The sequence below is a fragment of the Agathobaculum massiliense genome, from assembly GCF_900291975.1.
Taxonomy (GTDB): domain Bacteria; phylum Bacillota; class Clostridia; order Oscillospirales; family Butyricicoccaceae; genus Agathobaculum; species Agathobaculum ammoniilyticum.
This window is the reverse complement of the sequence record NZ_OMPN01000001.1, coordinates 1,751,629-1,765,734: the sequence shown is the minus strand read 5'-3', so window position 1 is coordinate 1,765,734 and position 14,106 is coordinate 1,751,629. Positions and strand designations below refer to the sequence as shown.

The window sequence follows — 14,106 nt, the reverse complement described above, 5'->3', positions numbered from 1 at the left end:
TTTCGGAGGCATAGAATGAGTCAAGAATACGAACAGCAGAAAATTTTACAGGTGGACCTGGAAAAGGAGATGCGCAAGAGCTATATCGATTACGCGATGAGCGTGATCGTCGGCCGCGCGCTGCCCGACGTGCGCGACGGCCTCAAGCCGGTCCACCGCCGCATCCTGTACGCGATGTATGAGGACGGCCTGACCTCGGACAAGCCCTACCGCAAGTCCGCGACCACGGTCGGTAACGTGCTCGGCCGCTATCATCCGCACGGCGACGCTTCGGTATACGACGCGCTGGTGCGCCTGGCGCAGCCGTTTTCCCTGCACTATCCGCTGATCGATGGCCACGGCAACTTTGGCTCGGTGGACGGCGACCCCCCGGCGGCCTACCGTTACACCGAAGCCCGCATGGCCAGGATCGCCAATCATATGCTGGCGGATATTAAGAAAAACACAGTGGATTTCGGCCCGAACTTCGACGAGGAGCGGCAGGAGCCGCTCGTGCTCCCCTCCCGTTTCCCCAACCTTCTGGTAAACGGCTCGTCGGGCATCGCGGTCGGCATGGCGACCAACATCCCGCCGCATAACCTGACCGAGGTGATCGACGGCATCTGCTATGTGATCGACCATCCGGAGGCCGAGCTGGACGAGATCTGTCAGTTCATCAAAGGGCCGGACTTCCCGACCGGCGGCGTCATCATGGGCCGCAGCGGCATCCGCGCGGCGTATGCCACCGGCCGCGGCAAGATCAAGGTGCGCGCCAAGGCCGAGATTGTCGAGCTGGCGAACGGCCGCAGCCAGATCCAGATCACCGAGATCCCGTACATGGTCAACAAGGCGCGCCTGGTTGAAGCGATGGCTAACCTGGTCAAGGACAAGCGCGTGGACGGCATCACCAATATTCAGGACCATTCCTCGCGCGAGGGCATGCAGATCGTGGTGGATATCCGCCGCGACGCCAACGCGCAGGTCATTCTCAACCAGCTTTTCACCTATACCCAGCTTGAGGATACCATTTCGATGATCCATATCGCTCTTGTGCCGACCGGCGCGGCGGGCAAGCTGCAGCCGCGCGTGCTCACGCTGCGGCAGATCATCGACCAGTATGTCGCGTTCCAGAAGGACGTGGTCGAGCGCCGTACGCGCTTTGATCTCAAAAAGGCGCAGGACCGCGCGCATATCCTCGAGGGCCTCAAGGTCGCGACCGATAACATCGACCGCATCATTCAGATCATCCGCGCTTCCAAAAACGAGGCCGAGGCCAAGGAAAACCTGATGGCCGAGCCGTTCTGGATCGACCAGATCGCCCTGCTCGGCATCGTGGACGGATCGGAGCATTTTGAGTTCCATCTGGACGAGCCGCAGGCACAGGCGATCGTGGACATGCGTCTGGGCCGTCTGTCCGGCTTGGAGCAGGAGAAAATCAATGATGAGTACAAAGAGCTGGAGGGGCGCATCGCCTCGTTTGAGGAGGTCCTGTCGTGCGACGCGAACATCCTCGCGGTGGTCAAGGACGAGCTGCAGGAGATCAAGCAAAAGTACGGCGACGAGCGCCATACCGAGATCGCCAACGTCGCGGACGAGATCGACATTGAGGACCTGATCGAGCAGCAGGACTGCGCATATACGCTGACCCATTTCGGCTATATCAAGCGCCAGCCGACCTCGGTTTACCGCGCGCAGCGGCGCGGCGGGCGCGGCGTTTCCGCGATGAGTACGCGCGAGGAGGACTTTGCCAAGGATATTTTCACCGCCTCGACGCATGACACCATCCTGTTCTTCTCCGACCGCGGCAAGGTGTACAAGCTTAAGGGCTACCAGATACCCGAGACCGGCCGCTCGGCCAAGGGCATGAATATCGTCAACCTGCTGGAATTGGAAAACGACGAAAAAATCACCGCCATGTTCCCCATCAAGGAATTTGCGGATGATAAATTCCTGTTCTTCGTCACCCGTCAGGGCGTCGCCAAGCGCGTGGTGCTGAGCGACTTGCAGAACATCCGGCGCGCGGGCCTGCGCGCCCTGAACCTGAACGAGGACGACGCGCTGGTCGATGTGCGCCTGACCGACGGGGAGCAGAATATCCTGATCGCCACGCATGAGGGCCGCGCGATCTGTTTTGACGAAACCGAGGTCCGTGCGATGGGCCGCACCGCGACCGGCGTGCGCGGCATCCGGCTGAACGAGGGCGACTATGTGGTAGGCGCGGCGCGCGCCAGAAAGGGCGCGTATGTGCTTTCCATCACGGAAAACGGCTACGGCAAGCGCACGCCGGTGGAGGACTTTACCATCCACCACCGCGGCGGCGGCGGAATGACGCTGCATAATCTGACCGCCAAAACCGGCCTTGTGGCGGGCATCGCGGTCGTGGATAATGAAAACGACGTGATGATTATAACGGACGACGGCGTAATTATCCGCACCGGCTGCGAGGAGATCCGCGAGTGCGGACGTGGCAGCCAGGGCGTTATTGTGATGCGCACAGGCGAGGACGTCAAGGTGATCTCGATTGCGCGCACGGATAAGGAGGAAGAGGAAGCTTCCGAGGAAGAAACGCAGGCGTAAGCTTTTTGCCGCCCCATTAGGGGCGGCTTTTCCTTTATTCGGAAAGCGAGAAAATTGTCCACATCCTTGTGGACAATTTTTATAAGCAGGCCGTCTGTTCCCCTTTTGGTAAATAAAAAAAGACCGTCTTTCCGAAGAAAAACGGTCTTTCTGTATCCTTTTTTGAAAAAACGTAACGGATTACTCTGCGGTGTAGGGCAGCAGAGCAATGTGACGGGCGCGCTTGATCGCCTCGGTCAGCTGGCGCTGGTGATGCGCGCAGGTGCCGGTCATACGGCGGGGCAGGATCTTGCCGCGCTCGGACATATACTTACGCAGCTTGCCGGCATCCTTATAATCAACGTGCTCGATTTTATCAACACAGAAAGCGCAAACCTTGCGGCGGCGACGGCCGCGCTGCGGGCGCTCTGCACGCTCCGGACGGGGCGTGAATTCCTTCTTGGTTTCTTCCATTGTCGCGTAACCTCCTCTTTGTTAGAATGGGACATCGCCGTCGTCATCGGCCAGCTCCTGAAAATCCGAATCGCCCGCGGGCAGATCGAATGCGGGAGCAACCTGGGACGCGGCAGGCTCGGGCCGCATCTGCGATCCGTTATCATAGCCGTAACCGCCGCCTGCGTAGCCGCCGTTTGCTTCACGGGACTTTTTGGTTTCGCCGAAGGAAACCTCGTCGCAGTTGACCTCAATGGCCGTGCGGTTGTTGCCGTTCTGGTCCTGCCACTGGCGGGACTGGATGCGGCCGACTACGATCGCCATGACGCCTTTCGCAAACCACTGTGCAACGAATTCCGCCTGACGGCCCCATGCGACACAGTCGATGAAGTCGGTCTGACGTTCGCCGTTCGGGCCCTTGCGGTCGCGGTCGATCGCAAGGCGGAACGAACACACAGCCATATTGCTCTGGGTATGGCGCAGCTCGGGATCGCGGGTCAAACGACCCATCAGAATCGCCTTGTTGAGCATTTCAGTTCACCGCCTTAGTCGTCCAGGCAGACGATGATGGAACGCATGATACCGTCCGTGATCTTGTAGATACGGTCCAGTTCAGCCGGAAAAGCGGGAGCGGACTCAAAACGGATCAGGGTGTAAACGCCCTCGGTCTGGTCCTCGATCGGGTACGCCAGACGGCGCTTGCCCCAGTCTTCCACTTCCACGTTCGTGCCGTTTGCCTCGACGAGAGACTTGAACTTGTCCGCAACAGCGGTAGCCGCTGCTTCTTCCAGCGTGGGGTTGACAATGAAGATCGTCTCGTACTTGCCAGAAATCTTTGCCATTTTCTTAGCACCTCCTTTTGGACTTTTGGCCCACATCCAATGATGTGAGCAAGGATACCTTACTATTATATCGAACAGGGAGAAAAAGTCAAGTAAAATCAAGAAAAAAACATTGACGAAACCGCAGAATCATGGTATACTAATAAGGCTGACAAGTTGAAATGCTTGCGTGGCTCAGTTGGTAGAGCAGCGCATTCGTAATGCGCAGGTCGCCGGTTCGAGTCCGGCCGCAAGCTCCAAAAAAACCCGTTATTTCCAAAGAAATAACGGGTTTTTTACTCTTTTCCAATAAGCTTTCTGAATCCCTGACAGTGTCTCCTCGGGTTGCGATAATGCTTCTGCTGTTGGCAATTATGGAGCTTGTATGGTAAAATTATAATAGAGCAGAAAAAGAAACGGGAACAAAGGGTGCTTCTGATAGGTAGGGATAATATGCAGTATATCAGTCATTACCAGTCTCCCCTGGGGGAGATTTTGCTGGCCGCAGATGAGCTCGGCCTAACCGGATTATGGTTTGCGGGGCAAAAATATTTTGCGTTTTATCTGGACAAAGAGCGTGAGGAAAAGGAGATTCCGGTATTCGAACAAGCTAAAAAATGGCTTGCTATTTATTTCTCGGGGAAAGAGCCGGATTTCAAAATCCCGCTCCATTTTATCGGCACGGATTTTCAAAATGAGGTATGGGAAATCCTTTCCTCTATCCCTTATGGACAGACCACGACATATGGGGAGATCGCAAAGCAGCTCGCGGCCAGGCGCGGTTTGGAACGTATGTCTGCCCAAGCGGTGGGCGGAGCCGTTGGGCGAAATGAGATATCCATTATCGTCCCCTGCCATCGCGTTGTTGGAGCAAACGGCAGCTTAACGGGATATGCCGGCGGCATTGATAAAAAAATTGCCCTTCTCCAATTGGAGGGCGCCCTGAAGAAAGAGTATTTTGTGCCAAAACACAGTACGGCGCCTTAAAAGAAAATATAAGCGTCTTTCCGCATCATTCCTTTTCAAAGCGGAAACCGCGCCTCCCTTTTGCGGGCGGGCGCGGTTTTTTTATCGCGAAATCCGTATGCCTGCAGCCTTGCTTTGCTGACCGCCCCAACATATCAAAAAATATAGGCGGCGGGATTGACCACCAGAGGTCAAAAGGACAGGGATTTTAACGATATCATGACCGGACTGTGGTATGGCATGCGGCGGGGATGGGGAGTTATCCACAGGTATGGGAAAAATCAGAAAAAGGAGAGAAAAAATGCAGGAATTTTTTGACAAGGCAAATTTGCTGTGGGGCGCAGTGATCGCGGTCCTGACGTGGATATTTGGGGAATACTGGTTTGTGTTCCTTCTGTTCCTGGCGCTCAATGTGATCGACTGCATATACGGGTATGCAAAATCAAGGGCAACCCAAACGCTGTCGAGCGAGAAAGGGGCGCGCGGCGTTTTGAAAAAGGTCAGCTATTGGGTGATTATCGCAATTGCGTTCTCGGTATCGGGCTTCCTGATTTCACTGGGGGCGCAGCTTGGAGTTGATTTGGGCTTTCTTCAGCTTTTGGGCTGGTTTGTACTGGCGGTGTATATCATCAATGAACTGACCTCCATTGTGGAAAATATGGTGGCGCTGGGCATCGACGTACCGGAAATATTCGTCAAGGGACTGAACGCAGTGCGGACGGTTGTAAATGATGCGGGCGATCGGGTGATTCCGAAGGACAGCGGGGAAGAAAAGTAAAAAACCGACAGGGTAGGATGTTTTTTTCAGGGGTAGACGGTGCCATCTTGCGCTTTGTGTACTGGCATGATAGAATAAGGACAAATCCTTATAAAGAAAGCGGGGATATGATCAATGGATAGACAAATACTGGAGTATGTTACCGCCAAAACGCATGAACTGATGCAGGCGCCAACCTGCAGCAGCGAAACAAAAGCCGCTGCGCAAGCCTGGCTGTCTGCGGTCGGTACGGCTGCGGAAAAGGAGCAGACAGGCAAGTATGTTGAGGAGCTGGAAGCGGATATCATGCCGATCGATAACCTGATTGGATTTGCAGGGTCGGAACAAGGCGCGGCGTATTTCGGCGCGGATACTGCGGCCGGTATTGTGGCTCATGCCAAAGAGATAAAGGCGGCAGGAGCACAATATTGTGATTGCCCCGCGTGCGCGATTGTAGCGGACATCCTTGCGAAAAAGGAAGATATTTTAAAATAAGCGTTAATCGTTGGAAAAAAGCCGGAGAAAATCTCCGGCTTTTTTATTTTCCCGCGCTTTTTTGTGTACTGGCGCGTAGTCGTTCATCTTTCCACAGCCCCACCTGCGACAGCCCATAGATACAGGCTTGCAACACTGCAAAAGGGGCTGAACCGGCGGCGGTATTTCTCAAACAAACGGCGGTCGATCTTTCTGTGATGGTACACCATGCACAGCCCGCGCTGGATTGCTAGATCATCAAAGCTGAATACATCCGGTCGCTCCATACAGAACAGAAGGATCATTTCCGCGGTCCATGCGCCGATCCCCCTGAGGGAAGAAAGCGCGGCGACCGCCTCCGCATCCGACATATGCCAGACCTGTTCCAGATCAAACGCGCCATTTTGGACCTTGCGGGCAAAATCGAGGATATATTCCGCCTTGCGGAACGAGATGCCGCACGCCTGTAGACGTGCGGCACCGGCGGATATGACGGTTTTCGCGTCAACTGTGCCGAGCGCTTCCCGCATCCGGTTCCAGATGGTAGTCTGGGCTTTGGTGGATATCTGCTGCCCGACAATGTGGTGGACAACTGCGGAAAACAGGTCGGGGTCGGTCTCACGGCGGATCGGACCGATTTGATCGATCAACGCGCCCAATCGGGCGTCTTTCTTTTTTAGATAATCCGTTTCCGTTTTGCCATATTGAAAATACAAGTGGCAGACACCTCATTTGCAGCAGGATCGTGCGGTTTACATATTGATTCTATCATATTGCAGGATGGAAAACAAGGATAATGGATAGGTGGGGATGCGTCTACGGTAGAAGCTGTAGGCGTTCATTTTTTATGTATCCCAACAAATATGCAATTTATCCATATTATAAATTCATTTTTATTAAAAATATAGCAATTAATACCATTAAAACAGCGTAACTAAAGTATGAAATATTTCATAAATAAGTTATGAAAAATTGCATAAAATATGAAAAATGCATTATTTTTAACGATAAAAAGTTTCAAATATTGTTGACATTGATTGTAAGAAGTGATAGTGTATAAGCACAGAAGCGAAGAATGTAAATGCATTATGAAAGAATGAATTTGCAAAATTCAGAACAGCTTCTGAATCTTAAACAGGGTTCCCTGTGATGCACAAAAGGAGAGAGAAAAATGAAGAGAAGAGTGTTCGCATCCATCCTGGCCGTAGCGTTGGCATTGAATCTTGCAGCGTGCGGAAACAACGAGCAAGCAAGTAATGATGGACAACAAGATTCAGGGGCGGAAACCATCAAAATCGGTTGGTATGGACCGCTGTCCGGTTCGGCGGCTTCTGTAGGTACTACCGGTAATATGGCGACCAAGCTCGCGATAAAGCAGATCAATGAAAATGGCGGTATCCTGGGGAAACAGATTGAATTGATGGAATATGACGATCAGGGAAATACTGAAACTTCTGTAAAAAATGTAACGCGTCTGATTGAGCAGGATCAGGTTGTTGGAATTATCGGCTCGCACCTGTCCGCTGCGGTACTCGCTACTTCGGATGTTAGCGAGGAGGCAAAGGTAGTCCAGTTCGGTACAGGTACATCGGGCATCTGGACTAACATCGGCCTTTCCTATACTTTCCGTCCGACGGTTTGCTCGGATTTCTTCAATCAGGGCTGCTATGATTCGATGGTGACGATGGGAGCGACTAAAATCGCTACTTTGTCCGCCGAGACGGAATACGCGCAGCTCGCTACGGCGACGGTCGTAGACTTGATTGAGCAGGGTGGAAAAATGACGATCGTAGATCAGGAAGGTTACACTTCCGGTGATACGGATTTTTCCGGCCAGATCACCAAAATGCTGGCGGCGGAACCGGACGGAATCCTTCTAAACGGCGGCGGTGAGGATCTGGGCAAGATCGTCAAGCAGTTGCGTATGCAGGGTTATGAAGGTTACATTTACGGCATTGAGTCCCTAGCGGATCAGCAGACGCTGGAGCTTGCCGGCGAGTATGCGGATGACGTTATTTTTTCCTGCTGTTACTTTGTTCCGCAGAATATTGACGATGCTTTAACGGATGCGGAAAAGGATTTCCTTACTGCATACCAAGCAGAATACGGCGAGCTACCGGTTTCTGAAGTAGCCTATCGTGCATATGACGGCACTAATATTTTGTGTCAAGCGATCGAATTGGCTGGTACTACAGACGGGGACGCGATCCGTGAAGCGATCTTGGGCAATACCTTTACCGGTATCGCTGGCGAGTTTGACTTCTCTGACGGTTCTGGAGAAGGCATCACGAGCGGTACGACTTACGTTATTCAGGATGGAAAAATCATTACTCTGGATTCTTATCTGGAAAATAAATAACCGTTCGGTTCAAGAAAAGAGCGGAGGACAGTTGAGGAGACGATTTAATTGTCCTCCGCTTTACATTACATGAAAGAGTCGCAGAAAGGGGAATGCGCGACATGGTGCTTTCATTGACGATCAGCGCATTGGTCATAGGCAGTGTATATGGACTGATCGCATTGGGATATAGCCTAATATATTCGGCATCCGGCCTTATGACGTTTTGTCAGGGTGAGATTCTGATGTTTGGTGCGTTTGTTGGCCTGTCCTTCTACCGATATTTGAATTGGCCGTTCGCACTTGCGTTAGTTGCTGCAATGCTAGTGATGTTTATTATCGGCATGCTGATTGAACGGTTATTGATACGGCCGATTCTCAAACGGCAGGCAAAAGACATTTATATTGTATTGGCGACCATAGCACTGGGCATTGTACTGATTAATTCTGCACAGCAGATCTGGGGAACAACAGCTGTACAGTTCCCCTCCATTTTTGGCATGGATGTTATTGACATCCTGGGGACAAAGGTTCAGCCGGAGGCATTTGTCTGTATTTTTATCAGCACGTTTGCAATGGTTGCGATTCATCTGTTTATGAACAAAATGAAATTCGGCACCTCAATGCGCGCCGCCGCCATGAATCCGCTGGCCTCTCGTTCGGTTGGTATCAATGTGGATATCACAACAGGCATCACCTGGGGGCTTTCCTGCGCGCTCGCAGGCGTCGCGGGCATCCTGCTCGGGCCGGTACAGGGCGTGAGCATTTCGATGGGTACGACGATCGGCACGAAAGCGTTTGCCGCAGCGGTAATCGGCGGTTACGGCAATATGTATGGTGCAATTATCGGCGGCCTGATTATAGGATTTACGGAAACCTTTTCTGCCGCTTATATTACATCCAACTATAAGGATTTTATTACTTTCGGAATCCTTGCGTTGTGCATGGTTTTCTTACCGCGCGGCATTTTGAAGGGCGACGTATATGACCGATAACCATACAAAAGGGAGGTTAACTGTGTTATGAGCTTGATCAAAAAGCTTCCGGCTGCTGTATGGGCCATCCTCATAGGGGCGCTGCTTTTTGGCGCGATCAGTCAGAATGTATATTTCATTACGATTTTTGTCTTTTGCGGTATTTATATCATCGCGGTGTCCGGCCTGGATATTTTATTCGGTTATTCCGGCCAGATCGCGTTGGGACACGCTATGTTTTATGCATCCGGTGCGTACACATCGGCGATTCTGACGGTCAATTATGGGCTGAACCCCTGGCTGGCTATCCTTGCAGGGCTGGTTATCACGGGAATACTTGCCGCGATCGTGGCGATTCCCGCATCCAAGCTGGTCCACCAATTCCTCGCATTGCTCACGATCGCCGCCGGAAATATGACCTATGTATTCCTGTGCAAAGCAGAGATCACCAATGCGATGGCCGGTATCCGAAGTATACCGGATCTGAGCATTTTCGGATATGAGCTGCACTCAAAATTCAGCTTTGGCGTATTTACTTTTATAATGATTATCGTGTTCCTGTTTTTGAAGCAGCGGATCATAACTTCCGCCACCGGACGTGCGTTTATGGCAATTCGTGAAAACACGGTGGCCGCCGGGGGAATGGGAATCAACGTGCGCAAATACAAGATCATGGCGTTTGTGATCAGTGCGCTTTTCACCTCGTTCGCAGGCTCGATGTACGCGCATTTTGTGCGGTTCATTAGTCCGGAAACCTTTAACAGCACGCAATCCACCCTGCTGATGACAATGCTGCTGTTCGGCGGCATGGGCAATTCCATAGGGCCGATCCTAGGCGCGGTGGTTATTGCAATCCTGAATGAGTCGCTGCAGGGATTTAATACGTACAAGACCCTGATTTATGGAATCCTGATCCTGATTGCGGTGCTGTTTATGCCGAAGGGCTGCTATGGACTGGGCTGCGACCTAGTCGGCAAGGTGAAGGGATTTGTCGGAAAGCGGGTGAAAAAATGCTGAAAATAGATCAGGTCACCATCAGGTTCGGCGGTCTGACCGCCGTTAACGAGGTGGATTTTGAAGTAAAGGATGGCGCGATTTTCGGCCTGATCGGTCCGAACGGCGCGGGCAAGACAACGCTGTTTAACATCATCAGCGGCGTCTATGCGCCAAATAACGGCAAGATAATGCTGGAGGGCGAGGATATCACCGGCCTGCAGCCATATCAGATCTGCTGCAAGGGGATTGCGCGTACTTATCAGAATATCAACCTTTTCCACGATCTGACCGTAATTGAAAACGTAAAGATCGGCTGCCACAGCAAGGTCAAATCAGGCCTGCTGAGCGGCATCCTGCATACGCCGGCGCAGAAGGCAGAGGAAAAGGCTATTGAAGAAAAGTGCCTGGGTCTATTGGACTTTGTCGGTCTGACCGGAAAAAGAGACATGCTGGCGCGGAATCTTTCTTATGGCGATCAGCGGCGTGTGGAGATCGCCCGCGCCATGGCGACCGAGCCCAAGCTGCTCCTGCTCGACGAGCCGGCGGCAGGCATGAATTCAAAGGAAAAGGTGGACTTGACCGCGTTGATCAGCAAGATCAACGCAAGAGGCATGACGATACTTCTGGTTGAACACGACATGAAGCTTGTCATGAAAGTGACCGATGAGATCGCAGTTCTGAATTTCGGGAAAAAGCTTGCGCAAGGCACGCCTGAGGAAATACAGGCAAATCCGGCCGTGATCGAAGCCTATCTGGGAGGTGGCATAATTGGCGACTAAGATTCTGGAGGTCAACAATTTTTCTTATTCTTATGGGCGTATCAAGGCGGTGGATGACATCTCTTTCTATGTCGAAGAGGGGGAGATCGTAACGCTGATAGGCGGAAACGGCGCGGGAAAAACCACGACGCTGCGCGCTATCTCCGGCCTGATCCGCGGCGGGCAGAGCGGGCAGATCCTGTTTAAAGGGCAGGATATCACCCATTTGAGCGCGCATAAAATCACAGGCTTGGGGATTGCGCAATGTTTGGAGGGTAGGCAGGTGTTCTCCCACCTGACTGTCAAGGAAAACCTGCAGATGGGCGCTTTTTTGAGAAAAGACCAGAATAAGATCAAGAAAGATTATGAATATGTGTATGGCCTGTTCCCCAGGCTGAAGGAGCGCGATAACCAGTTAGCTGGCACGTTATCAGGCGGCGAGCAGCAAATGCTGGCCGTTGGCCGTGGTATAATGATGGATCCTAAAATTTTGATGATGGATGAACCGTCTCTTGGCCTGGCGCCGATCGTTGTAAACAGCATATTTGAAATCATCCGGCAGATCAATGCGGACGGTCGTACAATCCTGTTGGTGGAACAGAATTCCAACGCCGCGCTGAGTGTGGCGCATAGAGGCTATGTGGTGGAGACCGGACATATCGTAATGTCGGATACGGCGGAAAACCTGAGAAAGAGCGAAGAGGTCAAAAAAGCGTATCTGGGATTGGAATGAGCGGCAAAGGAAGTGTTTTGTTATGGGACTTCTTAATTGCTTAAACAGCGATTTGGGAAAAGACGATCATATTTTCAAAAGCTCTTATACAAAATGGCCGAATGGCGAAATCGTTCTGGTTCAGTGTGGATTGGAGAACTGCCTCGCTGTCAGCGGTGAGCTTTGCGAATTGTTCGAAGGAGAGCAGAGGGATGGATACCTGCTTTGCCCGACCAGCCATACGAACCGTCTTGCGTTGAACCGGCTGCTGCCATATACGGCTCCGACCGCGTTCGGACGCAAGGGCGCTTCCTTTGGGTTTGGGGACCGTCTGGGATTTGCGAATGCCGCACAGGTCAAAGCCGTTTCAAAAACGCCGCTGCAGCCGGTTTTAGCGCAGCAAAGCCTGCGGGAGCTACAGCTGACCGGACGCACCCTGTCGGACGTTATCGATTGCGCAGCCTGGGCGGTTTTTCGGGAGGGGTACCGGTCCGGCTATGCCTGCGATGGGGACCACCTGAAAACAGTGGAGGAAATCCAGGAAGCGGTTGCGCAGGGCTGCAGTATGGTCACAATCGACTGCTCGCTGGTACTCAAGCATAACAATCAGGACGAGAGCGCCCTGCAGCAGGCATTCGACCGGCTGCCGGAGGAACAAAAGCAGCGGGATCTTCGGAATTATCTGTCGGATGGCAGGCTGAACGGTATGGAATTGCGCTTCTCCAAAGCGGAGGTGGCTCGTCTGCACGATATATATGATGATGCGCTGCAGCTTATCAGGAAAGCCTATTGGGAAGTTCTGATTCCGGCAAACCGGCCGATCGATCTGGAGGTCTCACTGGATGAAACCGAGGAAATGACTACGCCGGAAGCGCATTATTTTGTGGCTAAAGAGTTGGAATGCGCCAAGGTCTATGTGACCAGCGTTGCGCCGAAATTCGTGGGGGAATTTCAAAAAGCGATCGATTATATCGGAGATCTTCAGGAATTAAAGGCGCAAATGGCGGTGCATGCAAAGATTTCTGGCTATTTCGGATATAAGCTCAGCCTGCATTCTGCAAGCGAGAAATATTCGGTATTAGCCATGCTGGCAGAGCTGTCCGGCTGGCATTACCATATTAAGACTTCGGGAACAAGCTGGCTGGAGGTTGTGGAAACCATCTCCAAAACCGACCCCACCTTATACAGACGGATCCATCGCGCCGCGATGAAAAGTGTGGAGCAGGCAAAAAAATATTATGTAGTGCATTGTGATCTGACAAAGGTGTCGCCGTTAGATGAAATGGTAGACGAGGCGCTGCCCAGCTATCTGCTGCAGAACGATGCAAGGCAGATGCTGCATATCACATACGGATATGTGCTGTCTGATCCAGAACTGAAGGAGGATATCCTTCTGTTTCTGAAAAAGAACCGCTCGTTATATGAACGCGAAGCGGAGGACCTGTACGACAGGCACTTGCGGCTTTGCGTGCGACCAAAATAAAAAAGGATGGAATGCTATGCCTGATTGGAAATATGGGATATCGCTTGCCGAAAAGACCCCACTTACCGCACCCTTGCCGTTGGAAGGAGATCTATATGAAAATATGCGGCGGGCAAAGGCATATGGGTATGATGCGGTGGAATTCCATACGCGCGAGACCTATCCGTTTGATTTTGACCGGATCGAACGGATGCGGGAGGATGGCGCAGGGGATATCTGTGCCATTGTATCCGGCAGATTGTATACGCAGGGCGGAATGAGCTTGCTGGGCGATACGCCGGAAAAAGTTCAGGGTGCGATGGATGGAATGTACCAGTATATCGACAGCGCGCACAAGCTTGGCGTTGATGTTGTGATTGGCTGGTTGAAAGGACAGGTTCCCGAAAAGGGAGACAGGGACCATTATATGTCCTTGCTGGCACAGCGCCTCAAGGTCCTGAATGAGTATGCCAAAGCGCAGGAAGTGCGCTTGGTGATAGAAGTTATCAACCATTATGAAACCAACATTTTCATTACGGCAAAGGAGACGGTGGATTTCCTGTGTGAGAATGCTTTGGATAATTGCTATGTACATCTGGATACCTATCATATGGGGCTTGAGGAATACGACCCCTATGAGGCAATACGCCTGTGCGGAAAACGGCTGGGATATTTCCATGTCTCGGACAATTCCAGAAGATACCCTGGAAGCGGACAGTTTGATTTTAAGCGCATCCTTGCGGTGCTCAAGGAGATTGGCTACAGCGGTTTCGTAACAGTCGAATGCCTGCCGGATCCGGATCGAGAAACCGCCGCGAAAAAGGCGATAAGCCATTTGAAAGCATGTGAACCGTAAAACG

15 protein-coding genes and 1 tRNA gene are annotated in these 14,106 nt (G+C 52.1%); 12 read left to right on the top strand and 4 right to left on the bottom strand.

What is annotated here, in order from left to right; genetic code table 11:
* Positions 1-15 precede the first annotated feature (15 nt).
* On the top strand, positions 16-2,556 hold the full coding sequence (gene gyrA, locus DBQ51_RS08980) for a DNA gyrase subunit A (RefSeq protein ID WP_054326600.1): 2,541 nt from the start codon (positions 16-18) through the stop codon (positions 2,554-2,556).
* Between the two features lie 180 nt (positions 2,557-2,736).
* Here gyrA and rpsR read toward each other — a convergent pair whose 3' ends face one another.
* Genes rpsR through rpsF form a run of 3 tightly spaced genes read right to left on the bottom strand, consistent with a single transcriptional unit; the run spans position 2,737 to position 3,830 of the window.
* Positions 2,737-3,009, bottom strand: coding sequence for a 30S ribosomal protein S18 (rpsR, locus tag DBQ51_RS08975; RefSeq protein WP_054326601.1), 273 nt, complete (start codon positions 3,007-3,009; stop codon positions 2,737-2,739).
* A 21-nt stretch (positions 3,010-3,030) separates the two neighbouring features.
* Entirely contained in the window at positions 3,031-3,519 is a 489-nt protein-coding gene (locus DBQ51_RS08970; protein ID WP_054326602.1) for a single-stranded DNA-binding protein, read from the bottom strand.
* Between the two features lie 14 nt (positions 3,520-3,533).
* Positions 3,534-3,830, bottom strand: a complete 297-nt coding sequence (rpsF, locus tag DBQ51_RS08965) for a 30S ribosomal protein S6 (protein WP_054326603.1) — start codon at positions 3,828-3,830, stop codon at positions 3,534-3,536.
* 163 nt (positions 3,831-3,993) lie between these two features.
* Here rpsF and DBQ51_RS08960 point away from each other — a divergent pair.
* From DBQ51_RS08960 to DBQ51_RS08945, 4 genes are all read left to right on the top strand, one after another.
* Positions 3,994-4,069, top strand: a tRNA-Thr gene (locus DBQ51_RS08960).
* A gap of 193 nt (positions 4,070-4,262) precedes the next feature.
* Positions 4,263-4,796, top strand: a complete 534-nt coding sequence (locus DBQ51_RS08955; RefSeq protein ID WP_107632159.1) for a methylated-DNA--[protein]-cysteine S-methyltransferase — start codon at positions 4,263-4,265, stop codon at positions 4,794-4,796.
* Between the two features lie 280 nt (positions 4,797-5,076).
* Entirely contained in the window at positions 5,077-5,553 is a 477-nt protein-coding gene (locus tag DBQ51_RS08950; protein WP_082396878.1) for a phage holin family protein, read from the top strand.
* A 114-nt stretch (positions 5,554-5,667) separates the two neighbouring features.
* A complete protein-coding gene (locus tag DBQ51_RS08945) occupies positions 5,668-6,027 on the top strand; it encodes a molecular chaperone Hsp90 (RefSeq protein ID WP_107631347.1) in 360 nt (119 codons plus the stop codon).
* An 83-nt stretch (positions 6,028-6,110) separates the two neighbouring features.
* Here DBQ51_RS08945 and DBQ51_RS08940 read toward each other — a convergent pair whose 3' ends face one another.
* Entirely contained in the window at positions 6,111-6,722 is a 612-nt protein-coding gene (locus tag DBQ51_RS08940; protein WP_107631346.1) for a DNA-3-methyladenine glycosylase family protein, read from the bottom strand.
* A 455-nt stretch (positions 6,723-7,177) separates the two neighbouring features.
* On the opposite strand from DBQ51_RS08940, the gene DBQ51_RS08935 reads away from it, so the two are divergent.
* From DBQ51_RS08935 to DBQ51_RS08905, 7 genes are all read left to right on the top strand, one after another.
* On the top strand, positions 7,178-8,365 hold the full coding sequence (locus DBQ51_RS08935; protein ID WP_107631345.1) for an ABC transporter substrate-binding protein: 1,188 nt from the start codon (positions 7,178-7,180) through the stop codon (positions 8,363-8,365).
* A 92-nt stretch (positions 8,366-8,457) separates the two neighbouring features.
* On the top strand, positions 8,458-9,339 hold the full coding sequence (locus DBQ51_RS08930; RefSeq protein WP_107631344.1) for a branched-chain amino acid ABC transporter permease: 882 nt from the start codon (positions 8,458-8,460) through the stop codon (positions 9,337-9,339).
* A gap of 27 nt (positions 9,340-9,366) precedes the next feature.
* On the top strand, positions 9,367-10,335 hold the full coding sequence (locus DBQ51_RS08925; RefSeq protein WP_107631343.1) for a branched-chain amino acid ABC transporter permease: 969 nt from the start codon (positions 9,367-9,369) through the stop codon (positions 10,333-10,335).
* Positions 10,329-11,093, top strand: coding sequence for an ABC transporter ATP-binding protein (locus DBQ51_RS08920; protein ID WP_107631342.1), 765 nt, complete (start codon positions 10,329-10,331; stop codon positions 11,091-11,093). The genes DBQ51_RS08925 and DBQ51_RS08920 overlap by 7 nt, the downstream gene beginning before the upstream one ends.
* A 1-nt stretch (position 11,094) precedes the next feature.
* On the top strand, positions 11,095-11,805 hold the full coding sequence (locus tag DBQ51_RS08915; RefSeq protein ID WP_107632158.1) for an ABC transporter ATP-binding protein: 711 nt from the start codon (positions 11,095-11,097) through the stop codon (positions 11,803-11,805).
* A gap of 22 nt (positions 11,806-11,827) precedes the next feature.
* Positions 11,828-13,267 (top strand): tagaturonate epimerase family protein, encoded by a 1,440-nt coding sequence (locus DBQ51_RS08910; protein ID WP_107631341.1) that lies wholly within the window; start codon positions 11,828-11,830, stop codon positions 13,265-13,267.
* A gap of 16 nt (positions 13,268-13,283) precedes the next feature.
* Positions 13,284-14,102, top strand: coding sequence for a sugar phosphate isomerase/epimerase family protein (locus tag DBQ51_RS08905; RefSeq protein WP_107631340.1), 819 nt, complete (start codon positions 13,284-13,286; stop codon positions 14,100-14,102).
* Positions 14,103-14,106 lie beyond the last annotated feature (4 nt).